The sequence below is a fragment of the Ensifer adhaerens genome (assembly GCF_002007205.1).
GTDB classification, from domain to species: domain Bacteria; phylum Pseudomonadota; class Alphaproteobacteria; order Rhizobiales; family Rhizobiaceae; genus Ensifer; species Ensifer adhaerens_D.
In genome coordinates, this window is the sequence record NZ_LAZS01000011.1 from 211,297 (window position 1) to 237,412 (window position 26,116).

Consider the following 26,116-nt stretch of genomic DNA (forward strand, 5'->3'; position numbering starts at 1 on the left):
AATCCGGCATTGCGTCCCCGGCAGGAGAAGGTGTCGCCGGGCACCATTGTGGAGGAGAAAGACAATGAAGAAATTCGTGCTCAGCACAGCGCTGGCGATGATGATGTCGACGGCGGCCCATGCCGAGACCATCGGCGTATCCATGGCCCTTTTCGACGACAACTTCCTGACGGTCTTGCGCAACGGCATGTCCGACTACGCCAAGACGCTCGACGGCGTCGAACTGCAGATCGAAGACGCGCAGAACGACGTTTCGAAGCAGCAGAGCCAGATCCAGAACTTCATCGCCGCCGGTGTAACCGCCATTATCGTCAACCCGGTCGATACCGATGCGACGGCAGCCATGTCGAAGATCGCCGCAGACGCCGGCATACCGCTTGTCTACGTCAACCGCGAGCCGGTCAACGTCGACACGCTGCCGGAAAAGCAGGCTTTCGTCGCGTCGAACGAGCAGGAATCCGGCACGCTGCAGACGCAGGAAATCTGCAAGATGCTCGGTGGCAAGGGCAAGGCCGTCGTCATGATGGGCGAACTCTCCAACCAGGCCGCCCGCATGCGCACCAAGGATATCCACGACGTGCTTGCGACCGACCAGTGCAAAGGCATCGAGATCGTCGAGGAGCAGACCGCCAATTGGTCGCGCACGCAAGGCTCGGACCTGCTGACGAACTGGCTATCGGCCGGTCTTGAGTTCGATGCCGTCATCTCCAACAACGACGAAATGGCGATCGGCGCCATCCAGGCGCTGAAGGCCGCGGGCCGTTCGATGGACTCCGTCGTCATCGGCGGTATCGACGCGACGCAGGACGCGCTTGCGGCCATGGCTGCGGGCGACCTCGACGTGACCGTGTTCCAGAACGCCGCCGGCCAGGGCAAGGGCTCGGTCGATGCAGCACTCAAGCTCGCCAAGGGCGAACCGGTCGACAAGAAGGTCTATATTCCCTTCGAACTGGTGACCAAAGACAACCTCGACAAGTACCAGGCGAAGAACTGATCGCCTCAGTCGGGAGCGCGGGAAGACCCGCGCTCCCGCTCAAAACTGCAGGTCCGACCGCAAATGTCTGCGTCCAATGGATGCCGCAGGCGGTAGAATAGGCTGGTCACCCGCCAGCGATGAGGACTTTCCGCGACAGCCGGAAACGACGGGGAGGCAAGGAACATGACGCTCAGTCCGACAACGATGGCAGCCGTGCGCGCCAGCGGCGCCGTACCCAAGGCCGAATATCTTCTTTCTGCGGAAGGCATTCGCAAGGAATTCCCCGGCGTCGTCGCGCTCGACGATGTCGAGTTCAAGCTGAAGCGCGGCACGGTCCATGCGCTGATGGGCGAAAACGGCGCCGGCAAGTCGACGCTGATGAAGATCCTCGCCGGCATCTACACGCCCGACAAGGGCGACGTGAAGCTGAAGGGTGTCGAGATCCGGCTGAAGTCGCCGCTCGATGCGCTCGAAAACGGCATCGCCATGATCCATCAGGAACTGAACCTGATGCCGTTCATGACGGTGGCGGAAAACATCTGGATCCGTCGCGAACCGAAGAACCGCTTCGGCTTCGTCGATCACGGCGAGATGAACCGCATCACCGCCCGGCTGTTCGATCGCCTGAAGATCAAGATCGATCCTGAGATCGAGGTGCGTCATCTCTCGGTTGCCAACCGGCAGATGGTCGAGATCGCCAAGGCGGTTTCCTATGAATCCGACGTGTTGATCATGGACGAACCGACGTCCGCGCTGACCGAACGCGAGGTCGCTCACCTCTTCGAGATCATTCGTGACCTGCGCGAACAGGGCATCGGCATCGTCTACATCACCCACAAGATGAACGAGCTGTTCGAGATCGCCGACGAGTTCTCGGTATTCCGCGACGGCAAGTTCATCGGCACGCATGCGTCGAGCGAGGTCACCCGCGACGACATCATCCGCATGATGGTCGGCCGCGAAATCACCCAGATGTTCCCGAAGGAGGAAGTCCCGATCGGCGACGTCGTGCTGTCGGTGAAGAACCTTGCGCTTAACGGCGTCTTCCGCGACGTCTCCTTCGATGTGCGCGCCGGCGAAATCCTCGGCATCGCCGGCCTCGTCGGCTCCGGTCGCTCGAACGTCGCCGAAACGCTCTTCGGCGTGACGCCGGCAAGCTCAGGCACGATTTCGATCGACGGCAAGACGCTCTCGATCGACAGCCCGAACACGGCGATCAGGAACCGCATGGCGTTCCTGACCGAGGACAGAAAAGATACCGGCTGTCTGCTGATCCTCGACATTCTGGAAAACATGCAGATCGCCGTTCTCCAGGATCGTTTCGTCAAGGGTGGGTTTGTCACGGAAAAACAGATCACGGCCGCCTGCGAAGAGATGAGCCGCAAGCTGCGGGTGAAGACGCCCAACCTGCAGGAGCGGATCGAAAACCTCTCGGGCGGCAACCAGCAGAAGGTGCTCATCGGCCGCTGGCTGCTCACCAATCCGCGCATCCTGATCCTCGACGAACCCACACGCGGCATCGATGTCGGCGCCAAGGCGGAAATCCACCGCCTCGTCACCGAACTTGCCCGCAACGGCGTCGCCGTCATCATGATTTCTTCGGAAATGCCAGAGGTGCTCGGCATGAGCGACCGCATCATGGTCATGCACGAGGGCCGCGTCACCGGCTTCCTCGACAGGGCGGAAGCAACCCAGATCAAGGTCATGGAGCTCGCCGCGAGCTGAGCGAAGAGCCACCCGACGAAAGGGAGGAATGAAAATGGACACCAATATCGCTGCACAGGGAGCGGGCACGCAGCTTTCCGGCGCCAAGCGCCGCCTGCCCCCCGAATTCAACATCTTCCTGGTGCTGATCGGCATCGCGCTTGTCTATGAGGTGCTGGGCTGGATCTTCGTCGGCCAGAGCTTTTTGATGAACCCGCAGCGCCTGACGATCATGATCCTGCAGGTTTCGGTGATCGGCATCATCGCCGTCGGCGTCACCCAGGTCATCATCACCGGCGGCATCGACCTCTCCTCGGGCTCCGTCGTCGGCATGACGGCGATGATCTCGGCGAGCGTCGCCCAGGCCTCCACCTGGCCGCGCGCACTCTATCCGTCACTCACCGACATGCCGGCGATCGTCCCGATCGGGCTTGGTATCGGCATCGGCCTGCTCGCCGGCTTCATCAACGGCCAATTGATCGCCCGCACGAAGATCCCGCCCTTCATCGCCACGCTCGGCATGATGGTGTCGGCGCGCGGCATCTCCAAGTGGTACACCAAGGGGCAGCCGGTTTCCGGTCTTACCGACCAATTCAACTTCATCGGTACCGGCATCTGGCCCGTGGTCGTCTTCCTGGTGGTCGCGCTGATATTCCACATCGCGCTGCGCTACACCCGCTATGGCAAGTTCACCTATGCGATCGGCGCCAACGTCCAGGCCGCCCGCGTCTCAGGTATCAACGTCGAAGCGCACCTGATCAAGGTCTACGCGATCGCCGGCATGCTCGCTGGCCTTGCCGGCGTCGTCACGGCCGCCCGCGCCCAGACCGCACAGGCTGGCATGGGCGTGATGTACGAACTGGACGCGATCGCCGCGACCGTCATCGGCGGAACCTCGCTGACGGGTGGCGTCGGCCGGGTCACCGGCACGGTCATCGGCACCATTATCCTCGGCGTGATGACCTCGGGCTTCACCTTCCTTCGGGTCGACGCCTACTACCAGGAAATCGTCAAGGGCCTGATCATCGTCGCTGCCGTCGTCATCGACGTCTATCGACAGAAGAACCGCAAGAAGGCCTGATCCTTAACAAGAAATACTCTCCTCCCAGTGAAGCCAACTGGCCGGGATGACGAAAGTCATCCCGGCATTTTATTTTGCTGCGAAGGCTATTCTTATGCGCCCAAGGCGTTTTTCCACATATGCTTGGCGCGCAGGGCTGCCCCAGCGCACGCGCTCTGGCAAAATCCTTGGCGATGCACTATATGGCAGGCGTTCAAAACTATTGGAGACTTCCCATGTTGTCGCAGCGCAAGCTTGCGAGCCAGTTTCAGCCGCGTTTCGTTCTTCAGCTTTGGAACGCGATGCTGCGGGTACAGACCCGCGAGACAGCTTCCCTCTTCGGCCAGCGCGGCCGCTAAAGACACGCCTGCTCACCCCGTCCACAGAGGCAAGGCAACACCTTGCCGGACGAGGTTTGCAGCGGCTCTTGTCGCCTCCTCTGCGATCGTACTCAAGACATTTTGGTATACACGTCGAGATGGTCGCTGGAGACGAATCCGTTGCGACGGTAGAACTCGGAAACCTTGCCAACCCGCTGTGAGACCAACCAAATCCTTTCACAGCCTGCTTTTCTTGCGACGTCCGTGATTGCGGCGAGCAGGGCGGTCCCGACCCCTGCCCCTTGAGCTTCCGGCAAGACCGCAATCTCCTCGACGTAGAGCAACCGGCCCTTATGGTGGCGGCGCCATGTGCCGATCGCAAATCCGACAGGTTGCGCCGCATCCCACGCAGCGGCCGCAATACGCCGTGGGGCTGCCAAAAGCTGCGAAACACGTTCCGTGGCTGCCTCGACTGACCAGTCTTCGTTCCACGGGGGCGCGGAGTAGGCTCGAGAGAGAATATTCGCGGCCGCCTCGAGATTTGCCTCACCCAGGGGCACGATCGGAATTGACTGCACTCAAACCCCTTCCAACACCTGCCCAACGCACAGCCGGCTGCACACGGTCACTGCGTTCATTGGGCTCACCACGACACTAACCACAAGATGCATATTCGCACTGGGCCTGCATATCCTACGGCGCATCGCGATCAATTTGCAACCAATCTACTTCAATCAAGGCCATGAAAACTGGGGTGTTCGAGCCAGGCCATGAAATCCCAACCCGAATTTGATATGACCTTCTAGTTGAGTTTCAACCAAATCTGGCACAAACTGACAGGACCTTGATACGGTTGCGTTCTCTTCACCGGAGTGCCTTCCGTTTGCGTTTGCGACATAAGGGGCGGCATGGGTTTCAGTTTGCACACATTCGGCGGATTGAAACTTCTCGACCCGAGCGGGAGCCAGGTTGCGTTTCCCGAGAAGGGCATGTTGATCCTTGCCTACTTGCTGACCTGCCAAAACTATGGCGCCGATCGCCAGACGCTGGCCAGGTTCTTGTGGGGCGACGATGACGATGCGGTTTCGCTCTCGACCTTGCGGAAGACCGTGTCCCGAATTCGGCAGCGTCAGGAAGAACTTGGCGCCCAGTTCCTTTCCTTCTCGAAGCACCTGATCTACGTGGATCCGGCGTCTCTGTCGCTTGATGACCTATCGTTCGAGAAGGACGAACCGACAGAGCCATTCTTGAGACTGATACACCTCTGCGAACTGCTGAGCAGGCCATTCCTGGGAGCGGTGACCTGCGAGAGCCGACGCTACTACGAATGGCTTGCAAATCGGCAAGGTTTGCACACGGCCCTTCTCAGGGATGCCATGGAGACAGCGTTTCGGATCGCTCGCACGGCCAGCGAATACGAGATCGTGAAGGATGCAGCTTTGCTGCTCTTCCGCGCGGAGCCTTACGACCCTGACACCCTTCAGCTGCTCCTGAAGGTCTTCAATGCGGAAAGGGAAGTGGAGGATTTCAGGCAGCTTATCGAGCAAAGGCGCGCCGCGATCTCGCGTGGTATCGACGCGCTGAACCTGGCGGTAGACAAGCGTCATGAAGACGCCACCGCGCGCGTAGCGGCAGGCACAACCGTTCAGGGCGTTGACGATGCCCATCTTGCCGTCGAGCCTGCTGTCGCGCCGAAGACGAGGTTCCCCAAGCTGGTGCTGCTTCCTCCGCGAAATCAATCCAGCAGTCCGGAAGCGGGTGTAATGGCCGCCTCCCTGATAGAGGACATTACGATCGGCTTTTGCGCCTTCAACAGCCTGCAGGTCATCGCGCCGCATTCAGCCATTCGAATTGGGCGCTACCAGGAAGACAAGGTCTCCTTCTTCGAAAACAATTCCGTCACCTATGTGCTTGATACCCGCATCAGTACCATTGGCGGCGAGGTAACGTTGTTCGCACAACTCGTCTTCGTTCCCGACAATGAGATCACCTGGGCCGCGAGATTTGGACTTGGCCAGATTGATCTGGTTCGCGATAGGCGCACACTTTCACGTCGCATCGCCCTATCCGTCTCAAACGAAATTGAACGACATGAAACGACGCGGGCTTTTCTTGAGCTGAACCCGGTTGCATACCACCGATATCTTGTCGGCAAACAACACCTCAGCCGGCTGACGCTGCCGAATTTGCGCCTGGCGCGCGAACAAATGAAAGCCGTCCTGGAATCAAGTCCCGATTTCGCGCCGGCGCTGAGCGCAGTTGCCCGCACCTATTCGAAAGAGTGGCTGTTGACCGCGCGTGGCAACATCGATCTCCTGAAGGCGGCCGAGGCGTCTGCGGCCCATGCCATGAAGGCAAGCGGGGATCTGGCGGACGGCTATCGCGAGTTCGGCGTCGCCAAACTGCTGCAGGGCGCTTTTGACGAGAGTGCCGGCGCCATGGAACTGGCGGAAATCCTGGGGCCGCACTATGCCGACGTCATAGCAGACCACGCCGATACGATGGTTCATTGTTCTCGCCCTGCCGTGGCCCTGGAGAAGATCGAGCGCGCAATCGAGCTTAATCCCATAAGTCCGGACGCCTATCTTTGGACCGCAGCTGGGGCCAACTATGCACTCAGCAAGTTCGAGGACTCGCTGGATTACATCAGCAAGATGGCGGACCCGAGCCTGGCCGACAGACTTTCGGCTGCGAACTGGGCCATGCTCGACCAGCTCGACCGGGCGCAGTTTTTTGTGCGCAGGGTTCGCGAATCGAACCCGGCTTTCGATGTCGATCAATGGTTGGCCGCGGTTCCATCAAAGGAGCAGTGGCACAAAGATCTCTACCGAGAGGGATTGAAGAAAGCAGGCTTTTAGTACGCCTTGGACCGAACTCCTAAAGACCGCCTAAGGCTTTGAATCAATGACATCTTTCTGTTTCACGTGGCCTCGCACGGAACCGGAATATTCTCGTCTGCAATCGTAAAGGGGGAAGTAAACCAATGGCTACAGTTGTGGTTATCAGCATAGCAGGTGAAGAAGGGCTCTGGGTCGCCGACTTGGATGCCCGCAGCGTTGTTCCTCTCGACCCGCCTCAAACGGGAGCGCTCAAGACCGTGACGGATCTTCGCGCAAGCGGCGCGATCGTGACGAAAGGGGTGAACGTGGCGGTGGTCGTGAAGTCCGCGGCGGCTGCGTCCTCAGGCCACTACGACGGCTAACCAGTACGACTTGCTCGCCTAAAGGCGGACCTGATGCGCGGCGCTGTCGTATCCAGACAGCCTCGCGCATCGACTGCGGTCCCCGCTAACCAAGTCTTGACCTGCGGACTGGCGCCAATCCTTGGAAACGACAGCCCGATTGCCAAATGCGCGGGCTGTTGGGCCGTTGAGGAAAAACGTCCACGGCTCGTTATGCCGCCGGGAACAGGATGGTTACCTTGAGGCCACAGCCATCTGCACCCTCGCTGAGGCTGGTCGTCGCGCCGTAAAGCTCGGCAATCTCCTCGACGATCGGCAGGCCGAGCCCTGAGCCCGGCGCTTCGCTGCCGCCACGCTCGAAACGCCTGAGCACCGTCTCGCGCAATTCTGGCCGGATGCCCGGCCCGTTGTCCTCCACTTCCAGCGACACCGAACCGTCCCGCGCAAAGACGCGGCTCGTCACCTCCGCGCCTCGGCCGGCATAAATCAGCGCATTGCCGATCAGGTTCTTGAGCATCTCACCGACAAGCAGCGGCTCTGCGCGGATGAAGGCCTCGCCCTCGCCGTCAAAGCCGAGATCGATATCCGCGTCCCCGGCCGCGGGCACGTGTTCGGCCGTAATCTCCCGCACGAGTTCGACCAGATCGACGCGCTCCAGCGAACGGGTCTCGTCCTTGCCGGCCGCGTCGATCTTCGCCATCAGCAGCAGTTGTCCCAGGATACGCTCGGCATTGGCAACCGCCTCGTCGGCCTTCTTTACCGCGCTTCGCGTCTCCTCGATCGAGCCGGCGCGTTGCGCCAGGGCGAGTTGCGTGCGGATGATGGCGAGCGGCGTGCGCAACTGGTGGCTGGCATTGCCGGTGAAGTTGCGAAGCGCATCGAGCGCCGACTGCAGGCGCCCCATGAAGGAATTGACCGTGTCGACGAGGCCCTGGACCTCGTTCGGAACCCGCTCGCCGATCGGATGCAGGTCGTCCGGACTGCGCTCCGAGATCGCGTCGCCCAGCCTGTAGAGCGGACGCAACGAAAACGTGACAGCGATCCAGACGATCACGGCCGCACCGGCGATCATCATGCCGAGGCGCAGCGCCGAGCGCACGAGAATGGTCTGCGCCAGGTGCCGGCGCGCGATCGTCGTTTCGGCAACCGTGACCACGAAGGGCACCGAATTGATGCCGGTCGAGGCAGAGCGGCGAAGGGCGGCGATGCGGATCGGCTCGCCGCGGAAGACCGAATCCGCAAAGGTGGTCGATGCTCCCGGTTCCTCCGCCAGTGACGGCAGCGTCTGGTAGCCGGTGATGAACTGGCCGGGCGGCCCGTCGACGCGATAGAACACCCGGTCCTGCGCGGCCGAGGTCAGCATTTCCAGGGCGACATAGGGGATATCGACTTCGAGCGATCCGTCCTCCGCCACGACCACGCGCTCGGCGATCGCCAGCGCCGAGCCGGCAAGCACGCGGTCGGAGACGACGTTGGCGGTCGTCACCGCCTCGCGGTAGGTATCCGTCAGCGCGATGACCCCGATGACCACCGTTGAGATCAGCAGCCAGCCGAGCAGGCGCCGGCGGAGGGAGTAGACCGTCGCCCTCATTCCGGCCCGGCCGCCTTGTCGAGATAGTAGCCGATGCCGCGGGCGGTGCGCACGGTCAGTCCGTGCGGCGCGAGCCGCTTGCGCAGCCGGCTGACATATTGCTCGATCGCATTCGGGCTCAGGTCGTCGTCGAAACCGGTCAGCGACTGCATGATCGCATCCTTGGCGACCACCTTGCCGGCGCGCATGAACAGGAGTTCAAGAAGACCGAGCTCGCGCGCCGGGATCTCGATCGGCGCACCGCCGGACGAGAAGCTGCGGGTATTGAGATCGAGAGAAACGCTGCCATAGCTGACCGTCGAGGCCCTGAGGCCCGCCTGTCGGCGCAAAAGCACGCGCACGCGGGCTTCGAGTTCGCCGACGTCAAAAGGCTTGATCATGTAGTCGTCGGCGCCGAGATCGAGCCCCTTGATGCGCTCTTCAGGCGCACCCCTTGCCGTCAGGATCAGCACCGCTGCGCGGTTCTGCCGCGCGCGCATCGCCCTCAGCACATCGAGGCCATCCATCTCCGGCAGGTTAAGATCGAGAATGACGAGGTCGAACGTCTCGGTTGCCGCCACCGCATGCGCAGACGCGCCGTCGCTGACGACATCGACGGCGTAGCCCGCGCCACGCAAGATGGCCGACAGGCCCTCAGCTAGGTCCTGGTTGTCCTCAACAAGCAAGATACGCAATTATCATCACTCCCCCGACCACCTTATCCGCCGATGCCTTGCTTGTGAACGGTGCGCCACTGAGGCATTGTGGATTCATGCAGTTCTTGATTTCTTTTCTTTTTTTCGCCCTTTGTCCCCAGTTGCTCCTGGCGGCCCCAATCATATTCCCGTCTCTTTCTGGCAAACCGGATGCGCGCACCCTGGTCGTCTATTCCTCGCTCGACGAGCCCCTGGCAAAACCGATGATCATCGGTTTCCAGCGGGCCAATCCGGATGTCGCCGTGCGTTATGAGGACATGCTGACCGGAGAAATCTACGATCGCATCATCAAGGAGACCGACGCCGGAATGAAGACGGCAGACTTTGCCTTTTCTTCCGCCATGGACCTGCAAGTCAAGCTCAGCAACGACGGATACGCCCAGCGCAGCGATCTGCCGATGAGCGACCGTTGGCCGGCCTGGGCCAACTGGCGCAACACGGCTTATGCGCTCACCTTCGAGCCCGCGGTCTTTGTCTACCACAAGCCAAGCTTCGCCAAGGAAAAGCCGCCATCGACGCGCGCCGAATTTGTCGATTATCTGAAGCGCCAGGGGGCGGCCGTCTTCGGCAGGATCGGCACCTACGACATCGAGCGGTCCGGCGTCGGCTTCCTCTTCATGTCGCGCGACCAGGAACAGTTCGGCGATATCTGGGACGTCATTCAGGCCATGGGCGCGGCCGGCGTCAAACTCTACTCGACGAGCGAAGCAATCCTCGAGCGCGTCGCCGACGGACGCTTCGTGCTCGGCTATAACATCCTCGGATCCTATGCGGCCGACTGGGCGGCACGTCATCCGGATGTGGGCATCGTTCTGCCGAAGGACTACACCGTGGTGATGTCCCGCATCGGTCTGGTTCCGCAGGCCGCTGCCTCGCCCGACCTCGGCCGACGCTACCTCGAATTCTTCATGTCCAAGGAAGGCCAGACGATCATGGCGCGGGAGTTGCAGATCCCGGCCGTCAGCCCCGAGGTCGCCGGCGAGAACACCGCCAACACCATGCAGGAGATGCTTGGCGGCCAATTGCGCCCAGTCCCGGTGAGCCCGGGCCTGATGGTCTATCTCGATCAGGTCAAGCGCTCACGGCTCATCGCGAAATGGAACGAGGTGCTGCGGCTCCATTGACGACGGTGGGGCAGAGGGCGCGGCGTCAGGCCTTCTTCCGGGAGCGCCCGGAACGTGAGGCCTGCGCGGAAAGGTTCAGCTCCACAGCGGCAAGAACCAGCGCCTTCAGCGCCTCTTCATCGATCGCCTCGCCTTCACGAATATCGATGGCGCGCCGGACATTGCCTTCGAGACTGGAATTGAAAAGACCGGCCGGATCTTCCAGCGCGGCTCCTTTGGCAAAGGTCATCTTTACAACCGCCTTGTAGGTTTCGCCGGTACAGATGATGCCGGCATGTTCCCAGACTGGAACGCCCCGCCATTTCCACTCCTCGACGACGTCAGGATCGGCTTCCCTGATCAGCTTGCGGATCCGCGCGAGCGTCTCTCCGCGCCAGTCTCCGAGTTCCGCGATCCTCGCATCGATCTGCCCGGAGGCGGAAGAGGCGTCCTTCGCCGCATCGTTGTTCTTAGCCTTGGTCGTCGCTTTCGCCATCGTCTTCACTCTCCCGTCATCCTTCTCCGAGCTCGCCTTCAGGTCGAGCCGGCGCAAACCTGTCTTCGCCGTGTCGGCGCCACTTCATCTACCTAGGCCCGACCCGGCTGGCGGCAATATCGGAATCGCGATTCGTGGTTCCGCCGTGAAATCCGGTTGCCGGGCTCGCTCACTTTGGGCGCAGCGGACAGGCAACATTGCCGGTCACCGCATGCGAGAACCTAAGATTCCGTAAACGGTGCGGCAGGTTTTTCGCATTCGGGGCTTGATGTCAGCTAAATGTCAGCTTTCTATGGTGGCTTAAGGTCACTGGCACCCGTGGAGGCGGGACGCCGGTTGCGTACTGGGAGGAAGCCACCAATCCGGTCAAGCGATAAGGGTCGAAAGAGCCCGTCGCCGTCTTCCCGTTCGCACACAGCAACAACGTGCGCGGTGAAAACGCGCCTCACGGAGGACTGACCTTGAAACATATTTTCCTCGCAACGATTCTCGCCGGCGCCATGTCGCTCCCGGCGGTTGCCGCTGACTACACAATCATCGCTCCGGCAAACCCGGGCGGCGGCTGGGACCAGACGGCCCGTTCGCTGCAGACGGTCATGCAGCAGGAAGGCATCTCCGGCAACGTTCAGGTTCAGAACGTACCGGGCGCCGGCGGCACCATCGGTCTCGCCCAGTTCGCAAGCCAGCAGAAGGGCAACCCGAACGCCCTGATCGTCGGCGGCTACGTCATGGTCGGTGCGATCCTCACCAACAAGTCCCCGGTCACCCTCAAGGACGTCACGCCGATCGCTCGCCTGACCGGCGAATACGAAGCCGTCGTCGTTCCGGCCTCGTCCGAGATCAAGACCATGGGCGACCTCGTCGAAGCCCTGAAGAAGGATCCGGGCGCCGTGTCCTGGGCAGGCGGCTCGGCCGGCGGTACCGACCACATTGCCGTTGGCCTGATCGCCAAGGCTGCCGGTGTCGACCCGACCAAGATCAACTACATCGCCTATTCCGGCGGCGGTGAAGCGCTTGCCGCTATCCTCGGCAGCCAGGTTACCGCAGGCGTCTCGGGCTACGGCGAATTCGAATCGCAGGTCAAGGCCGGCACGCTTCGCCTGATCGCCGTCTCCAGCGCCGAGCGCATCGCCGGCGTCGATGCTCCGACGCTGAAGGAATCCGGTCTCGACGTGGTCGTTGAAAACTGGCGCATGGTTGCAGCTGCTCCTGGTCTCTCGGACGAGCAGAAGGCCGCCGTTTCGGCCGACATCGAGAAACTCGCCAAGTCCGCTGGCTGGCAGGAAGTGCTGAAGACCAAGGGTTGGCAGGACAGCTATCTCGCCGGTGACGCCTTCAACACCCAGCTCGACAAGGATGTTGCGGCAACCGAAGGCGTTCTCAAGGACATTGGACTGGTGAAATGACCAAGGGGCATCACCCTTCAAGTGCAACGCGTCGCCCGGATCGGGCGGCGCTCTTCATCGCGGCGGTTCTCGCCGCTATCGCTGGACTCATTTTCTGGGATGTGTCGCGCCTGACCGGCGCTGCCGGCTACTCCCAGGTCGGACCGACGACGGTCCCCTATGCGATCGCCTGCTGTCTTTTGGGCCTTGCGGTCTGGACCGCGATCGAAGCGTTTCGCGGCGATTTTCCCGAGCGCGAGCGCCAGGAAGTCGCGCCGGTCATCTGGATCGTCGGTGGCCTTGCCGCCCAGATGCTGCTGCTCAACATCGCAGGCTTCTCGATCGCCACCGGCATTCTGTTCGCGTTGACCGCACGTGGTTTCGGCAAGCGTAAGCTCTGGTTCTCTCTCCCTCTCGGCATCGTTCTCTGTTTCGCCGTGTGGGTGATCTTCGCCAAGCTCTTGCAACTGTCGCTGCCCGCCGGGCCGCTTGAACGCCTGTTCTTCTAAGAGGGCCGACGACCATGGCTACTTTTGAATTCCTGATGCAGGGATTGCTGGTTGCTGCGCAACCGATGAACCTGCTCTACGCGCTGATCGGCGTGACGCTGGGCACAGCCGTCGGCGTGCTGCCCGGCATCGGCCCGGCGCTGACCGTGGCGCTCCTGCTGCCGGTCACCTATCGCCTCGATCCCGGTGGTTCGCTGATCATGTTCGCCGGTATCTATTACGGTGGAATGTACGGCGGTTCGACCACCTCGATCCTCCTGAATACGCCTGGCGAAAGCGCCTCGATCGTGACCGCACTCGAGGGCAACAAGATGGCGCGTGCCGGCCGCGGCGGCCCCGCCTTGGCGACGGCTGCGATCGGTTCCTTCGTCGCCGGCCTGATTGCCACGCTCGGTCTCGCCTTCATCGCGCCCTATATCGTCAAGCTGGCCCTGGTCTTCGGCCCGCGCGAATACTTCGCGCTGATGGTTCTCGCTTTTGTCACCGTTTCCTCCGCTTTCGGCGATTCCACCCTTCGCGGCCTGACGTCGCTGTTCATCGGCCTGGCGCTTTCGGTCGTCGGCATCGACCAGTTGACCGGCCAGGCGCGCCTTTCCTTCGGCGTTCCGGAACTGCTTGACGGCATCGAGGTAACGACACTGGCCGTTGCCATGTTCGCCATCGGCGAGACGCTCTACATCGCCGCTCAGGGCGACAAAGGCCCCGACAAGGTCGAGGCAGTGCGTGGTTCGGTCTGGATGAGTGCGGCGGACTGGGCGCGCTCCTGGAAGGCGTGGCTGCGCGGCACCTTCATCGGCTTCCCGATCGGCGCAATGCCGGCCGGCGGCGCCGAGATCGGCACCTTCCTGTCCTACGCCGCGGAAAAGCGCCTGACCAAGCATCCGGAAGAGTTCGGCAATGGCGCGATCGAAGGTGTTGCTGGTCCGGAAGCGGCCAACAACGCCTCGGCCGCCGGTACGCTCGTCCCCTTGCTGACGCTTGGCCTGCCGACCACGGCGACAGCGGCAATCATGCTTGCCGGCTTCCAGCAATACGGTCTCCAACCCGGCCCGCTGCTTTTTGCGACCAATCCGCAGCTCGTCTGGGGCCTGATCGCCAGCCTGCTGATCGCTAACTTCATGCTGCTGGTCCTGAACCTGCCGCTGATCGGTCTTTGGGTGAAGCTGCTGACCGTTCCGAAGCCGTGGCTCTATGCTGGCATCCTGCTGTTCGCCACCCTCGGCACCATCGGCGCCAACCCGTCGGTCTACGAACTCGGCATGCTGCTCGCCTTCGGCCTGCTCGGCTACGCCATGCGCATCTTCGGATATCCGATCGCCCCTGTGGTCGTCGGCCTGATCCTCGGTCCGCTCGCCGAACAGCAGCTGCGCCGTGCGCTCGCGATCAGCCAGGGGGACTACTCGGTCCTGTTCACCTCGCCGATCGCAGCCGTGCTGTTGCTCATCGCCGCCGCTGCGCTGATCGTGCCGCTGATCCTGCGGGCGCGCGGTCGTGGCGAGGTTCTTTCGCAGCTCGCAGCGAACGAAGACTAATAGCGCCTCCTCCCAAGGCCTATCCGCAGGCCCGGCCGGTTTGATCACCGGCCGGGCCTGCTTCCGTTGCATGGCTGGGGTGTCCAATTGTGCATTGCAATATGACCGACGAACCCCCATCTTTTGCTCATCGAATAGAAAACGAAAGCGAGCAAGACGATGGCTACCACAACTTACCACAAGGGTTTCATCGGCCGCGCCTTCGCAGTTCTCGGCGCTGCTAGCGCTGCCGCCGCCGCTGTCGAAGGTCACCGCCGTCCGAAGGCAAGCGATCTGCGTACGCTGGGCATTGACCCGGCGAACTTCCCGGACACGCGCCGCGGCTAACGAATTCCAGCGCCCCAGGGGCGCCTTATCCTCCCAAGGATGAAAAACGGCTCGGGGTCGAAAGACCGCCGAGCCGCGCTTTTTTTTTCTGGTACCCGGCAATATCCGGGCACCGCGCCCGTCCTGTTAGCAGCCCGAACCAAAAGAGTGGAGGCCCGGCGCTTGCCCGCATCAAAGTCTGCAGGGCTTGCTCGGTTTGCATGGCTGACGTGCTTGATTGTGCATTGCAATATGACCGGCGAACCCCCATCTTTTGCTCATCGAATAGAAAATGAAAGCGAGCAAGACGATGGCTATCACAACTTACCACAAGGGTTTCATCGGCCGCGCCTTCGCAGTTCTCGGCGCTGCCAGCGCTGCCGCCGCCGCTGTCGAAGGTCACCGCCGCCCGAAGGCAAGCGACCTGCGTACGCTAGGGATCGACCCGGCAAACTTCCCGGATACGCGCCGCGGCTAACGAATTCTAGCGCCCCAAGGGGCGCCTTATCCTCCCAAGGATGAAAACGGCTCGGGATCCCAGAGATCACCGGGCCGTTTGCGCATTCGGCGCTAGCGCCCCTTGCCGAAGGAAAATCTCGAGACCGCGTTGCAGGGACGCGGGACCAGGATACCTCGGCATCGATGGCCGCGTAGCCTCCACGCGTCAGCAAGAAGACGACGCGGCAGCACTGTTCCTTCCTGCACGACATGCACTTGAGGGCGCTGAAGACCACCGTAGCAGGCCCGGCGACCAATTGATTTCCGCGGTCAGCAGACGATGGGCACGCGTCCTTTAAAGCTCATCGAGCAGGTTCTTCAGATCGCCCACCAGCCTTCGGACTTTATCCCGTGCGTCAAGCCGTTTGGCAATTCGAGGCGGTTAATGCCGGCCCAACGAAAAACGGCCCGGCGTTTCCGCCGGGCCGTTTCCGATTTGATGGGGTATACGCCGCCGCTTAGGCTTCGACCCGGGCCTGCTCTTCCTGGTGCGCGCCGGCAAGCTCTTCTTCGCGTTCCCGCTTGTTGTAGCGGATCGACGACCAGAGCGAGATGCCGATGAGGGCCGCGCCACCAAGGCCGGTGATGACTTCCGGAATGTGGACCAGGGTCTGGAAGTACATGACGACCGAGAGGATCAGGATCGCGTAGAACGCGCCGTGTTCCAGGTAGCGGTATTCGTTGAGCGTTCCCTTTTCCACCAGCATGATCGTCATCGAGCGCACATACATGGCGCCGATGCCGAGGCCGATCGCGATGATGAAGAGGTTCTGCGTCAGCGCGAAGGCGCCGATGACGCCGTCGAACGAGAAGCTGGCGTCGAGCACTTCGAGATAAAGGAAGGCGCCGAAGCCGCCCTTTGCCGCCGCACTCATGGTTTCCTGCTGCGCATCGAGCAGGCCACCGACCACCTCAACCACGAGGAACGTCAGCAGACCATAGATCCCCGAATAGACGAAGGTGTGCACGTCAGCCGGATCGAGCAGGGTGGAGAAGCCGAGGATGAGAGCCAGCACGAAGGCGATCTCGATGCCCTTGATGGTCGCAAAGCGCGCCATCTTGGTCTCGACCCACTTGATCCAGTGCACATCCTTCTCATGGTCGAAGAAGTAGGTGAGACCGACCATCATCAAGAAGGTGCCGCCGAAGGCCGCGATCGGTAGGTGCGCGTCGTTCATGATGCGCGCATATTCTTCGGGCTTGCTTGCCGCCAGAACGATCGCTTCGATCGGGCCGATCTTCGCTGCGATAACGACGATCAGAAGCGGGAAGACGATACGCATGCCGAAAACGGCGATGATGATGCCCCAGGTCAGGAAGCGATGCTGCCACTCGGGCGTCATGTCCTTGAGCTTGTTGGCATTGACGATGGCGTTGTCGAAGGACAGCGAGATTTCCAGCACCGCAAGCACGGTGCAGATGAAGAAGACCGAGGCCATGCCACCGATCGTGCCGGTCGACTGCCAGCCGAGCCAGGCGCCGAGCACAAGGCCGACCGCAGTGACAATGAAGGCCCAGGTGAAATAGCCGAGCGCGCTCGAATGCGATTGAGGCTGGTTCATCGACGGGCCTCTTTCGCTCTGACGACACCGGATTCGGTGAAGAAATGGGGTTTCAAAACGGAAATGCGCACGGCCGAAGGGGCACATGCGTAAGGCATGAGATCAGTTTTCATGGGAGCTAATCCGCCGGCTAATTTGCTGGCGGTACCGACATCACGAGAGCGCCGTAAAAACTCTCGCCAGAGGGGCCCGGCACCAGTGTTCCCCGCGATCCGATGTCTGGAGGGCGGGACGACTGTCTAATTAGCAGCGCCGGGCGGAACGTCAAGAGGGCCACTCTTCGCTTTGTCCGATGATCACCAAGCGGTTGTTACGGCGTTCTGTCTTGCTACGGCTCCGTCGCGCGCGCCGGCGTCGATTCATTCGCAAAACTTATGGTTCCATTTGCAGACAGCAATGGATCGGCGGCACCGAATGTGGCATGGCCTGCGCAACTCATCGAAGGCCCTGATATGACCGTGATCACCGCCCCCGTAACCGCCCCGAATGCCGCCCGGACAGGCGTTCTCATCATGCTCTTGGGCATGCTGATGTTTTCGCTGAACGACGTCATGGGCAAATGGCTGGTGGCGACCTACTCCGTCAGCCAGCTGATGGTGATCCGGAGCGTTGCGGCGCTGTTGTTCCTGTCGCCCTTCATTCTCAGGCGCGGCCTGCGTTCGATGTTCCGGGTCGAACGTCCCGGCCTTCAGGCCTTGCGCTCGCTGCTCTTTGCCATCGACGCCTCCGCTTTCTATTTCGCGGTCGCCTACATGCCGCTTGCCGATACCATGACCTACTGGCTGGCCGCGCCGATCTACGTCGCTGCAGCCTCGCCGTTCTTGCTTGGCGAGAAGGTCGGCTGGCGGCGCTGGACGGCGATCCTCATCGGCTTTGCCGGCGTATTGATCGCGCTCGAACCGTCCAAGGAGAGCCTCGGCCTACCGGCGCTGATCGCGCTTGCCGGCAGCACGGCCTTTGCCTTTGCCCTCATGCTCGGCCGCACGCTTCGCTCCACACCCGACACGACGCTGGTTTTCTGGCAGATCGTCGGCGCGCTGATCTTCTCGCTCGTCGGCGTTGCCGCCAATCCCTCCGGCTGGGCGCCGGTCGATGGCGAGGCGCTGTTGCAGCTAGGCATGCTCGGCATCGTCGCGATGCTCGCGCATATCCTCGTCAACCGCTCGCTCAAGCTCGCCGATGCGGCCACCGTCGTTCCGCTGCAATACACGCTGCTCTTCTGGGCCGTCGTCTTCGGCTGGTTCTTCTTCGGGGATACGCCCCGTCCAACCGTGCTCATCGGCGCGGCGTTGATCGTCGCCTCCGGCCTTTTCATCTTCTTCCGCGAACAGCAGTTGAAGAACCGGAGCGCAAGAGCCTAATCCTCCTCGGTCGCCGGGCGGGGGTTCCATCATCGGCGACACTCTGCTACGCCGCCGACGTCCAAGGTTGAAGGAGATTGAGGTGGCCAAGGCGATTCATTCGATGATCCGCGTTCTCGACGAGAAACGATCGGTCGATTTCTATCGTGCAGCCTTTGGGCTCGAGATCGCGGAGCGGCTGGACTTCGAAACCTTCGTGCTCATCTACCTCAGCAACGCGGAAAGCGAATTCGAGCTCGAGCTGACGGTCAACAAGGACCGCAGCGAGCCCTATGCGCTCGGTGATGGCTATGGGCATCTGGCGCTGTCGGTCGACGACCTCGACGCCGAGCACCAGCGGCTCACGGACGCTGGCCTTAATCCGGGAAAGATCGTCGCGTTCAATCGCGATGGTGCTCTGCTTGCACGCTTCTTCTTTCTAGTCGATCCCGACGGCTACAAGGTCGAGGTGCTGCAGCGCCATGGTCGCTACAAGTGACACTGCGCTGACCAGGCCAATCAACCAAAACAATACCGATTATCGCGTCTATCTATTTCGCTTATAGGCAAGCGCGACTTAGTCTTCCCTGGAAGCATCAAGAATGATGCACAACAAGGGGAACGCGAATGAAGAAACATATCGCAGCAGCAGTGTTCGCCATGATGGCGACAGCCGCCGTGTCGGCCCAGGCCGCCGAAAAGATCAAGATCGGCACGGAAGGCGCCTACCCGCCCTTCAATTTTATCGATCCCGCCGGCAAGATCGGCGGCTTCGACGTGGATATCGGACTTGCGCTTTGCGAGCGCATGAAGGTCGAATGCGAAGTGGTCGCCCAGGACTGGGACGGCATCATTCCAGGCCTGATCGCCAAGAAATACGACCTGATCATCGCCTCCATGTTCATCACGGAGGAACGCAAGAAGCAGGTCGCCTTCACCAATCCCTACTATCTTGCAGCCATGACCCATGCCGCCCCGAAGGGAGCCGGCTTTACCGCGTTCACCAATGAGGCGCTTAAGGGCAAGGTGATCGGCGCCCAATCTGGCACCACCCAGGCCGACTACATCACCGCCAGCTATCCCGACGCGGAAATCAAGCTTTACCCGACCCAGGACGAGGCAAACCTCGACATGGTCAACGGACGCCTCGACCTTCAGGTGGGCGATATGCTGCCGCTGCTTGACTGGGTGACGAAAAATGCCGACGGCAAGAGCTGCTGCGAACTGATCGGCGAACCGATCACCGACAAGAAGTTCGTCGGCGAAGGCGTCGGCATTGCGGTGCGCCAGGAGGACAACGACCTGCGCGAGCGGCTGAACAAGGCGCTCGATGAAATCCGCGCCGACGGCACCTACAAGAAGATCAACGACAAGTACTTCACCATCGACGTCTATACGATGAAGTGACGCCTGGATGGCCGGGCGACACGGCCCCTTCGGAAGACCGGCCGCGCCCCATGGGCGCGGCCGGCTTGTTTTGGGCTAGGCTTCCTTCATGGCGCGCTGCTGCGCCACGATCGCCTTGAATTCGGGATCGTCGACGAGCGATTGAACGGCCCAGTAGCCTTCGAGCCACTCGGCCTCGCCTTCCCAGCCGCCGTCAACGAGCTGGCGGAGATTGACGAGCGCCCGCGTGCGGTCGCCGGCCAGGGTCCAGGCCCCGGTCGCATGAAAGCGATACCAGCTGATGTGATCGCTCGCCCGCTCCAGATGCAGCCCCCATTCGCGGCAGGTGGCAGGATCGAGATCGCCGATGTTCTCCGCCGGCAGGTTGCCGCTAAAGGCGACATGTCTGTCGAGTTCGGTGAGGCCGCAGCTCTTGGCGATCGCGATCGAACCCTTGTTCGAGGCGTGCGTATGCCATTCGATATCCGGCCGTCCGCGCTTGGTGCATTCCGCAATCGTCGCCATGGCTGCTACCTTGGCAAGCCCGAGGCGCCGATAGCCGTGTTCCGTTCCGACGCCCAGTTCGCAACGCGAGCCGCTGACGCTGTCGGTTGCGCAATGGCTGACGATGGACCCGTCGTAAAGCACACAAAAGCCGATGGCGTTTTCCAGGAAGAGCTCGGCCGAAGCCCACCCTTCCATGAGGTCCGTCACCGTCTCGATATTGCCGGGATCGAGATCGAGCAGGCGTTGATCAATGGGCGCGAGACGAAAGCCTTCAGGCAATGCCGTCGCCGCAGGGCGATGACTTGCGCCTGACAAGCCCAGCCGCACGCGCGGATGCGGGAGCGCAAAGGCATTGGACCAGATGTCGCCGAGGCGATCGGACCAACGGTCCTCGACGAAGAGATACGCCCAGGCAGGGATCAGTTCCTTCAAGTCGGCAAAGCTATCGGTAGCCTGGTCGGGCAACCCCGCCAGATAATAGGCATCGCCATTTGCCAGCAGCGCGACGCGTGTATCCACCGGACGGTCGATCCAGACTTCGCCGTCGATCGTGCCGTCGAGCACGGCGGCGATGGCCACATGCGTGGAGGAAAGGTCCTTTAGGAGGGCTTGAGCAGCCGGATAGGCCGCCTGTTCGAGTAGAAACATGAAAATGCAATCCTGTTGCGGCGGGATATCCCATCCCTGCCGCCAGAAGAAAGAGAAGAGACGAGCAGGTCGTCCCGTTTCAGACCGGCTTCAACCGACCGGCGCGCGGTGTTGGACACTGTCATCTTGCTACCTCTCTCTTCCCATGCACCCCGGATCTGGCGCGATTGCACTCGACGGACTAGACAGCCGGGCCGTGCAGCACAAGCGCTTTACGGTAACTGCATCAGGATGGCCCGCGGTCCGGTACGCTTGCGCCATTGGCGGCTGCAACGACAGGCGCTAAAGCTCTCCTGCTAGGATTTGGTGTAGCGTCAGCCCGGAATCGGCGGAAAGCATCGGAGACCGATATGTTCGACCTTAGCGGAATGACGGCGTTGGTGACGGGCGGCGGCCGCGGGCTTGGCCTTGAGATGGCAAAGGCGCTCGCACGGGCCGGGGCTGCCGTCGCGATCAATGGGCGCAATCCGGCGGCACTGGAAACAGCGCGGCATCAGGCCGCCTCCGACGGCGTCGCACTCGACATCGTGCCCGGCGATGTTTCAACCGAAGCGGAAAAGATCGTCGCTGCCGCTGCAGGCAGGACTGGCCGGCTCGACATCCTTCTTCACGCGGTCGGCGAGCGGGACCGGCGCGGCACCGACGTCATGGACCCCGCTTCCTTTGCTGCCCTCGTCAACACGGACCTGACGGCCGCCTATGCCATGGCACGGGCGGCACTGCCCTATCTCCGCCGTTCCTCTGCCGGCCGGCTGATCTTCGTCACCTCGATCGCCGCCTCGGTCGCGCGGCCCGGCGATCCCGCCTATACCGCGGCCAAGGGTGGGCTTGATGCCCTCACCCGTTCGCTGGCGGTAGAGCTTGGATCGGCGACGCTGACGGTCAATGCGATCGCGCCCGGCTGGTTTGCGACCGAGACCAATGCGGCACTCGCCGCCGATCCGGCACTGCAGGCCTTCGTTGATGTCCGGATTCCCTTGAAGCGCTGGGGCCGGCCGGAGGAGATCGCACCCGCCGCCTTGTTCCTGGCATCGCCGGCCGCGAGCTTCGTCAATGGCATCACCGTGACGGTAGACGGCGGCATGACCGCGCAGATGTAGGCATCCTTAGCGGCAGACTCGCTCTGCGCTTTTGGGGCGCTTTCGGAATATCCCCGGCGCGAGGTGCGGTCGGAGGCGGAACATCGACGAAACAGATCGACGCGACCGCGGCGCAGTCTTTGGGCGTCTCGTCATCACCGCCGTTCGGAACCGGCAGGCAACCCCTCGGCAAGCAGCGTCGCCAGGCTCGACGCCGGCTTGTCGGCTTTTGCCTTCAGCCGCAGGCAGAATTCCGCATTCGGCAATGCCGGCAGCGACAGCGCCCGCGGCGCGACCGCCACCCCCTCTCCAAGGAAACGTGCTGTGCGCGCAGTGACGGCAATACCGCTTCGCACCGCCGCACGCAGACCGGAAAGGCTTGGGCTTGTCGCCGCGATGCGATAGCGACGCCCCGCCTCGTCAAGTGCTGCCGTCGCGGCCGCGCGAAAGCCGCAAGGCGGGTCCAGTACCGCAATCGGCAGTTCGCCGTCCGCCATCGATGAAGCATCCGCTGCCGATAGCCAGAGCATGGGTTCGCGCAAAATGGCGAGCTCGTCAGGCGTCGGTCCCTCCCGCATGACGATCAGCACCTCGATCAGTCCCCGATCGTAAGCGGACGTCAGTTCGCGGGACCGGCCGACCCTGAGATCCAACCGCACCCGCGGATGGGTACGGCCGAAGTGACGCAAGAGATCCGGCAGGTTGCTGTCGGCAAAATCCTGGGTGCAGCCAAGTGCCAGGCGGCCGTCGGTGCTGGCGCCCTTGAGGCTCAGCCACGCATCCCTGTGGACCTCGAGAATTCGCCGCGCGTGAATGACCAGCTCCTCGCCGGCCGGCGTCAGAATTCGCCCCCTGCCCGAAGGCGCGAGAAGCGGTTCACCGATCATCGTCTCCAGGCGCTGCATCTGGGCGGTGACCGCCGAAGGGGTCCGCCCCACGGTCGCGGCCGCGTTCGCAAGAGAGCCACTCTCGGCAAAGGCGAGAAAAGTACGAAGCAGGTCGGGGTCGAAGGATTGCATAACTTCATTTTAATCGAATTATAAATGCAAAACAATTCGTTTTTATCTAATCTTAACGGGTGGCAGATTGGGCTCACACAACAAACAGGAAACCCGAAAGGAACCACCAATGCCCATCATCAACGTCACCGTCAGCGGCAAGCCGGACCCAGCCCTCTCGTCGCGGATCGCCGCCGCGGTCAGCGAACTGACGGCAGCTCATCTGCGCAAGGACCCGACGATCACGGCGATCGTCGTCACCTACGCGGATCCCGAGCATTGGTTCGCCGGTGGAACGTCACTTGCCGAACAGAATGCCAACAGCTTCTGGCTCGACATCAAGGTCGTCGACGGGACCAACACCAAGCAGGAAATGGCCGCCTATCTCGAAGCCATCTTCGGCCGCTTTGAACAGTTGCTCGGAAAGTTGCACCACGAGAGCTATGTCCTCGTCCACGAGGTTTCGGCCGCTGCCTATGGTTATGGCGGCAAGACGCAGGAGTTCCGCTACATCAGCAGCAAGCTCAAATCCGGCACCTGAAACCTTCGGGCGCCACGTCACGCCGCTTGCCCTCGGCGCGATCGGGGAGCGTTCGAAGACATGGCGGGGCCGCTTCCTTCCTCCACCCGTCGGCTCAGCGCGCTATGTCGTCGAGCCGCTGAGTGCTCCGGCGGGAGGCGGCCCCGATGGGCGCATCCGTTGACAATTCCCGCCTGGGCCGGCGTCCCTTCGTGGAAGTTGAGCGCAAAGGCCTTCGCAAACGAAAGTGGCCGCGCTGGTCCGCCGGCAATCGGTTGCCAGCGGCGTCATCGCCCCCTCTCGGCAGCCGGCAAACGTCGTCACCCGGAGGCCGCTTCGCCGTCGAGCTTACCGCAACAGTCGCGCAAGCCCGGCTCGAAGGTCGGTTGCGCAGCGATAGTCGAGTTTTGCATGGAGTGCCTGCACGCAACCCCGCGAGCGCCTGACTTCACCAAGCAGGCCGGCCACATGGGTGATATCCGAGCGGCTGCCGGTTTCCTCGATCATGATCCGGGCGAGATCGCTGATCGATGTTTCGACCCCGCTGCAAACGTTGACGATGCGCGCGCCGGTATCCCAGCGGCCGATCGCGTGGAGCAGTGCTTCCACAACGTCGTCAACATGCACGAAATCGCGGGTCTGGCCACCATCTCCATGGATCGTGATGTTTTCGCCGCGCTCCAGGCGTTCGGCAAACTTCGCGATCACGCCGGAATAGGGAGATGATGGATCCTGTCCCGGCCCGTACACGTTGAAAAAACGCAGGCCCAGGCTCGATATGCCGTAGACTTCGTAGGCTGTGCGCGCGTGGAGTTCGCAGGAAAGCTTGTCCGCACCGTAAGGCGAGAGCGGAGTACAGCGGCCGGCCTCCGAGAGCGGCAACTCCTGGCTCGCCCCGTAGACCGCCGCCGACGAGGCGTAGACAAGCGGAAGGTCCGCTCGGGAATGGGCAAGCTCCTCGATGATCGTGAGGAACCCCGTTATGTTGACTGCGTGCGACGACGTCAGTTGCCGCTTGCACCGCTCCACCGAGGAGACCGCCGCCAGATGTATGCACGCGTCGACATCGGCGAGCGCGCGACGTACGGCATCGCGGTCGAGCACCGACCCCTCGATGAAGGTCGCAGTCTCCGGCACGTTTTCGCGTGTCCCGGAACTCAGGTCATCGAGGATGGTCACTTCATGGCCGGCCTGCACCAGCCGGCGGGCCAGGTGCGCGCCAATGAATCCGGCTCCGCCGGTAACCAGTATCCGTTTCAAGCCGTTTTCCCTCGCAACACCTCATCGCGAGCGGAGGCGCCTGGATCTATGTGGAATGGATTCCCGAGCCGCCGGCCGTGGAGCGCAGCCGGCATCAGCCAAGCGCATCCGTGACCGGGCCATCCGTCTGGGTCGCAATCTTCCCTGTCGCCCGGACGGCGTCAAGGCTCCGGCGACCGGGTTTACCGTTTCGCAAAGGCCTTGCCGTTTGGAAGAAGAAGGCTGAGACAGGCAAGACCGATCGAGCCGCCGCTCGCCTCAAGGCGCCGGACAAGCAAGGATCAGGTCTTCGACTTCGGATCCGGATCCGACGCGCATCAGCACCGTGAACGTCCCGTCGGCGCCCACCTCGAAAAGGGTGCCCCCATTTTCGCCCTTCTCGTTCGTCCGGGTGACAATCAGAAGACTGCCGGGGCCGTTGAGGTAGGCGCGAATATTGGACACGGCCACCCGGATTTGCGCGTTGGAAAAATAGCTCTTGTTGAGAATGTTCGCGGCTCGGACGAGATCGAAACGACCGGCGAAGCCTGGCGCACGCCGCATGATGTCATCCTCCACAAACGCGATGGAATCACCACTCGACAACGACCGGGTGATCATCTGCACCGGCTCGCTTCTTCCGCTGCGTATCCGCGCGCGCAGGCACGGCTGCAGCATGGCTTTCGCGAATTTTCGCGGGATGAAGGCAAGCGACACATAGTCCAGCCGCCGGATCCAGGGCCGGATCGCAAGACCGGCAACGTCGTACTGCAACGGCCAGCCTTCCGGATCCGCAAGAACGCGAACGCCCGGCGCCATGTCGACGATATGCGCGTCGATGAAGAGGTCGGTGGCCGTGATCTTCGGCTTCGACCCGCAGGTTTCCAGGTACCGGAGAAGCTCCACCGTGGTGACGCCGGTCGAAACACCGACATCGAGCACCTCCCGCAACTGTGTAGCCCGCTGCGAAAGCACGGGCCGGAATGCGGTTTCCAGTTCGCGAAAGCGCGACGGCTGCGTGAGTTTGAAGGTGCCGTTTCGCATCTTCAGCTTTGCAAAGAACTCCGACTCCCGGACGCAATCCGTCGAGCCGTCACTTCCTGAATAAAACTGCCGGGCGCTCATCACCATGGTCTGACAACCTGTAAAATTTTGCCTGCGGCCCGCGTACCAAGGTTCGTGCGGCAACGGTCATACAGCCTTCCGCCTATCTTTCCAGACAGGGGTTCAGTGCCCGCTACAGTAATCCCGAGGTAAAACTGGCCGCCATCGGCTCCCAAAATCTGAAAACGACAACAGTTAATTTCAATATATTCGAAAATAATGCAGGAATAATACCAACTCCCTCGAAGATTCCAAGTTCATTTCAGCAGTTTCTGTCGAATGAGCCGAAACGTCGTGCCATGCCTCCTCGCCCGGCGGCAGCCGGACCTGAACCTCGCTCCCTCCCATCGGCCACAGGCCAGGAAAATGGCCGCTTG

The 26,116-nt window shown here is 61.9% G+C and carries 26 protein-coding genes; 17 read left to right on the plus strand and 9 right to left on the minus strand.

Annotated features, from left to right (window positions below; genetic code table 11):
• The first annotated feature begins 64 nt into the window (after positions 1-64).
• The 4 genes from XB14_RS24585 to XB14_RS33795 all read left to right on the plus strand — a co-directional run bounded on the left by XB14_RS24585 (position 65) and on the right by XB14_RS33795 (position 4,099).
• Positions 65-994 carry a sugar ABC transporter substrate-binding protein gene (locus XB14_RS24585; RefSeq protein ID WP_060521028.1) on the plus strand — a complete coding sequence of 310 codons (930 nt, stop codon included), beginning with the start codon at positions 65-67 and terminating at the stop codon, positions 992-994.
• A 165-nt stretch (positions 995-1,159) separates the two neighbouring features.
• Positions 1,160-2,701, plus strand: coding sequence for a sugar ABC transporter ATP-binding protein (locus XB14_RS24590; protein WP_077965246.1), 1,542 nt, complete (start codon positions 1,160-1,162; stop codon positions 2,699-2,701).
• Positions 2,702-2,735: 34 nt separating this feature from the next.
• Entirely contained in the window at positions 2,736-3,761 is a 1,026-nt protein-coding gene (locus XB14_RS24595; RefSeq protein ID WP_077965248.1) for an ABC transporter permease, read from the plus strand.
• A gap of 215 nt (positions 3,762-3,976) precedes the next feature.
• Complete coding sequence (locus tag XB14_RS33795; protein WP_268802306.1) at positions 3,977-4,099, plus strand: hypothetical protein; 123 nt, start codon at positions 3,977-3,979, stop codon at positions 4,097-4,099.
• A 92-nt stretch (positions 4,100-4,191) separates the two neighbouring features.
• Here the strand turns inward: XB14_RS33795 and XB14_RS24600 are convergent, their stop codons facing one another.
• The gene (locus XB14_RS24600; protein WP_234804137.1) at positions 4,192-4,638 is read right to left on the minus strand and encodes a GNAT family N-acetyltransferase; all 447 of its coding nucleotides are present in this window, start codon (positions 4,636-4,638) and stop codon (positions 4,192-4,194) included.
• A 330-nt stretch (positions 4,639-4,968) separates the two neighbouring features.
• Here XB14_RS24600 and XB14_RS24605 point away from each other — a divergent pair, with 330 nt between their 5' ends.
• A complete protein-coding gene (locus tag XB14_RS24605) occupies positions 4,969-6,918 on the plus strand; it encodes a hypothetical protein (protein ID WP_077965257.1) in 1,950 nt (649 codons plus the stop codon).
• 125 nt (positions 6,919-7,043) lie between these two features.
• A complete protein-coding gene (locus tag XB14_RS24610) occupies positions 7,044-7,262 on the plus strand; it encodes a hypothetical protein (RefSeq protein WP_077965259.1) in 219 nt (72 codons plus the stop codon).
• 190 nt (positions 7,263-7,452) lie between these two features.
• Here the strand turns inward: XB14_RS24610 and XB14_RS24615 are convergent, their stop codons facing one another.
• Positions 7,453-8,832, minus strand: coding sequence for a sensor histidine kinase (locus tag XB14_RS24615; RefSeq protein WP_077965262.1), 1,380 nt, complete (start codon positions 8,830-8,832; stop codon positions 7,453-7,455).
• Entirely contained in the window at positions 8,829-9,506 is a 678-nt protein-coding gene (locus XB14_RS24620) for a response regulator transcription factor (protein WP_077965264.1), read from the minus strand. Before XB14_RS24620 ends, XB14_RS24615 begins: the two co-directional genes overlap by 4 nt.
• Positions 9,507-9,583: 77 nt before the next feature.
• On the opposite strand from XB14_RS24620, the gene XB14_RS24625 reads away from it, so the two are divergent.
• Entirely contained in the window at positions 9,584-10,651 is a 1,068-nt protein-coding gene (locus XB14_RS24625) for an ABC transporter substrate-binding protein (protein ID WP_077965266.1), read from the plus strand.
• A gap of 25 nt (positions 10,652-10,676) precedes the next feature.
• Here XB14_RS24625 and XB14_RS24630 read toward each other — a convergent pair whose 3' ends face one another.
• Positions 10,677-11,126: a DUF1801 domain-containing protein gene (locus tag XB14_RS24630; protein WP_077965445.1), complete on the minus strand. Its 450-nt coding sequence runs from the start codon at positions 11,124-11,126 to the stop codon at positions 10,677-10,679.
• 461 nt (positions 11,127-11,587) lie between these two features.
• On the opposite strand from XB14_RS24630, the gene XB14_RS24635 reads away from it, so the two are divergent.
• From XB14_RS24635 to XB14_RS24650, 5 genes are all read left to right on the plus strand, one after another.
• A complete protein-coding gene (locus tag XB14_RS24635; protein WP_077965268.1) occupies positions 11,588-12,532 on the plus strand; it encodes a Bug family tripartite tricarboxylate transporter substrate binding protein in 945 nt (314 codons plus the stop codon).
• Positions 12,529-13,020, plus strand: coding sequence for a tripartite tricarboxylate transporter TctB family protein (locus tag XB14_RS24640; RefSeq protein WP_077965270.1), 492 nt, complete (start codon positions 12,529-12,531; stop codon positions 13,018-13,020). The genes XB14_RS24635 and XB14_RS24640 overlap by 4 nt, the downstream gene beginning before the upstream one ends.
• A 14-nt stretch (positions 13,021-13,034) precedes the next feature.
• On the plus strand, positions 13,035-14,552 hold the full coding sequence (locus XB14_RS24645) for a tripartite tricarboxylate transporter permease (RefSeq protein ID WP_077965272.1): 1,518 nt from the start codon (positions 13,035-13,037) through the stop codon (positions 14,550-14,552).
• Between the two features lie 159 nt (positions 14,553-14,711).
• Complete coding sequence (locus XB14_RS32805) at positions 14,712-14,879, plus strand: hypothetical protein (RefSeq protein WP_089045897.1); 168 nt, start codon at positions 14,712-14,714, stop codon at positions 14,877-14,879.
• Between the two features lie 289 nt (positions 14,880-15,168).
• A complete protein-coding gene (locus XB14_RS24650) occupies positions 15,169-15,336 on the plus strand; it encodes a hypothetical protein (RefSeq protein WP_179119648.1) in 168 nt (55 codons plus the stop codon).
• 478 nt (positions 15,337-15,814) lie between these two features.
• Here XB14_RS24650 and XB14_RS24655 read toward each other — a convergent pair whose 3' ends face one another.
• Positions 15,815-16,918, minus strand: coding sequence for a DUF475 domain-containing protein (locus tag XB14_RS24655; RefSeq protein WP_077965277.1), 1,104 nt, complete (start codon positions 16,916-16,918; stop codon positions 15,815-15,817).
• 452 nt (positions 16,919-17,370) lie between these two features.
• Here XB14_RS24655 and XB14_RS24660 point away from each other — a divergent pair, with 452 nt between their 5' ends.
• The 3 genes from XB14_RS24660 (at position 17,371) to XB14_RS24670 (ending at position 19,665) form a co-directional block, all read left to right on the plus strand.
• A complete protein-coding gene (locus tag XB14_RS24660; RefSeq protein ID WP_077965447.1) occupies positions 17,371-18,279 on the plus strand; it encodes a DMT family transporter in 909 nt (302 codons plus the stop codon).
• A gap of 82 nt (positions 18,280-18,361) precedes the next feature.
• The gene (locus tag XB14_RS24665; protein ID WP_077965279.1) at positions 18,362-18,757 is read left to right on the plus strand and encodes a VOC family protein; all 396 of its coding nucleotides are present in this window, start codon (positions 18,362-18,364) and stop codon (positions 18,755-18,757) included.
• Positions 18,758-18,885: 128 nt separating this feature from the next.
• Entirely contained in the window at positions 18,886-19,665 is a 780-nt protein-coding gene (locus XB14_RS24670) for an ABC transporter substrate-binding protein (RefSeq protein WP_077965288.1), read from the plus strand.
• A gap of 75 nt (positions 19,666-19,740) precedes the next feature.
• On the opposite strand, the gene XB14_RS24675 is transcribed toward XB14_RS24670, so the two are convergent.
• The gene (locus XB14_RS24675; protein WP_077965290.1) at positions 19,741-20,799 is read right to left on the minus strand and encodes a GNAT family N-acetyltransferase; all 1,059 of its coding nucleotides are present in this window, start codon (positions 20,797-20,799) and stop codon (positions 19,741-19,743) included.
• A 350-nt stretch (positions 20,800-21,149) separates the two neighbouring features.
• Between XB14_RS24675 and XB14_RS24680 the strand changes: the two genes are divergently transcribed.
• Positions 21,150-21,899, plus strand: a complete 750-nt coding sequence (locus XB14_RS24680) for an SDR family oxidoreductase (RefSeq protein WP_077965292.1) — start codon at positions 21,150-21,152, stop codon at positions 21,897-21,899.
• Positions 21,900-22,033: 134 nt separating this feature from the next.
• On the opposite strand, the gene XB14_RS24685 is transcribed toward XB14_RS24680, so the two are convergent.
• Positions 22,034-22,897 carry a LysR substrate-binding domain-containing protein gene (locus tag XB14_RS24685; protein WP_077965294.1) on the minus strand — a complete coding sequence of 288 codons (864 nt, stop codon included), beginning with the start codon at positions 22,895-22,897 and terminating at the stop codon, positions 22,034-22,036.
• 109 nt (positions 22,898-23,006) lie between these two features.
• Between XB14_RS24685 and XB14_RS24690 the strand changes: the two genes are divergently transcribed.
• Complete coding sequence (locus XB14_RS24690) at positions 23,007-23,417, plus strand: tautomerase family protein (protein ID WP_077965296.1); 411 nt, start codon at positions 23,007-23,009, stop codon at positions 23,415-23,417.
• Between the two features lie 327 nt (positions 23,418-23,744).
• Here the strand turns inward: XB14_RS24690 and XB14_RS24695 are convergent, their stop codons facing one another.
• Positions 23,745-24,656, minus strand: coding sequence for an NAD-dependent epimerase/dehydratase family protein (locus XB14_RS24695; protein ID WP_077965298.1), 912 nt, complete (start codon positions 24,654-24,656; stop codon positions 23,745-23,747).
• 258 nt (positions 24,657-24,914) lie between these two features.
• The gene (locus XB14_RS24700) at positions 24,915-25,766 is read right to left on the minus strand and encodes an ATP-binding protein (RefSeq protein ID WP_077965304.1); all 852 of its coding nucleotides are present in this window, start codon (positions 25,764-25,766) and stop codon (positions 24,915-24,917) included.
• Positions 25,767-26,116 lie beyond the last annotated feature (350 nt).

Coding starts and splice junctions, on each gene's coding strand:
- XB14_RS24650 (WP_179119648.1), top strand. CDS start 15,169: ATGGCTATCACAACTTACCACAAGGGTTTCATCGGCCGCGCCTTCGCA.
- XB14_RS24690 (WP_077965296.1), top strand. CDS start 23,007: ATGCCCATCATCAACGTCACCGTCAGCGGCAAGCCGGACCCAGCCCTC.
- XB14_RS24630 (WP_077965445.1), bottom strand. CDS start 11,126: ATGGCGAAAGCGACGACCAAGGCTAAGAACAACGATGCGGCGAAGGAC.
- XB14_RS24660 (WP_077965447.1), top strand. CDS start 17,371: ATGACCGTGATCACCGCCCCCGTAACCGCCCCGAATGCCGCCCGGACA.
- XB14_RS24700 (WP_077965304.1), bottom strand. CDS start 25,766: ATGGTGATGAGCGCCCGGCAGTTTTATTCAGGAAGTGACGGCTCGACG.
- XB14_RS24585 (WP_060521028.1), top strand. CDS start 65: ATGAAGAAATTCGTGCTCAGCACAGCGCTGGCGATGATGATGTCGACG.
- XB14_RS24685 (WP_077965294.1), bottom strand. CDS start 22,897: ATGCAATCCTTCGACCCCGACCTGCTTCGTACTTTTCTCGCCTTTGCC.
- XB14_RS24625 (WP_077965266.1), top strand. CDS start 9,584: ATGCAGTTCTTGATTTCTTTTCTTTTTTTCGCCCTTTGTCCCCAGTTG.
- XB14_RS24615 (WP_077965262.1), bottom strand. CDS start 8,832: ATGAGGGCGACGGTCTACTCCCTCCGCCGGCGCCTGCTCGGCTGGCTG.
- XB14_RS24640 (WP_077965270.1), top strand. CDS start 12,529: ATGACCAAGGGGCATCACCCTTCAAGTGCAACGCGTCGCCCGGATCGG.
- XB14_RS24595 (WP_077965248.1), top strand. CDS start 2,736: ATGGACACCAATATCGCTGCACAGGGAGCGGGCACGCAGCTTTCCGGC.
- XB14_RS24645 (WP_077965272.1), top strand. CDS start 13,035: ATGGCTACTTTTGAATTCCTGATGCAGGGATTGCTGGTTGCTGCGCAA.
- XB14_RS24675 (WP_077965290.1), bottom strand. CDS start 20,799: ATGTTTCTACTCGAACAGGCGGCCTATCCGGCTGCTCAAGCCCTCCTA.
- XB14_RS32805 (WP_089045897.1), top strand. CDS start 14,712: ATGGCTACCACAACTTACCACAAGGGTTTCATCGGCCGCGCCTTCGCA.
- XB14_RS24680 (WP_077965292.1), top strand. CDS start 21,150: ATGTTCGACCTTAGCGGAATGACGGCGTTGGTGACGGGCGGCGGCCGC.
- XB14_RS24590 (WP_077965246.1), top strand. CDS start 1,160: ATGACGCTCAGTCCGACAACGATGGCAGCCGTGCGCGCCAGCGGCGCC.
- XB14_RS24610 (WP_077965259.1), top strand. CDS start 7,044: ATGGCTACAGTTGTGGTTATCAGCATAGCAGGTGAAGAAGGGCTCTGG.
- XB14_RS24605 (WP_077965257.1), top strand. CDS start 4,969: ATGGGTTTCAGTTTGCACACATTCGGCGGATTGAAACTTCTCGACCCG.
- XB14_RS24670 (WP_077965288.1), top strand. CDS start 18,886: ATGAAGAAACATATCGCAGCAGCAGTGTTCGCCATGATGGCGACAGCC.
- XB14_RS33795 (WP_268802306.1), top strand. CDS start 3,977: ATGTTGTCGCAGCGCAAGCTTGCGAGCCAGTTTCAGCCGCGTTTCGTT.
- XB14_RS24655 (WP_077965277.1), bottom strand. CDS start 16,918: ATGAACCAGCCTCAATCGCATTCGAGCGCGCTCGGCTATTTCACCTGG.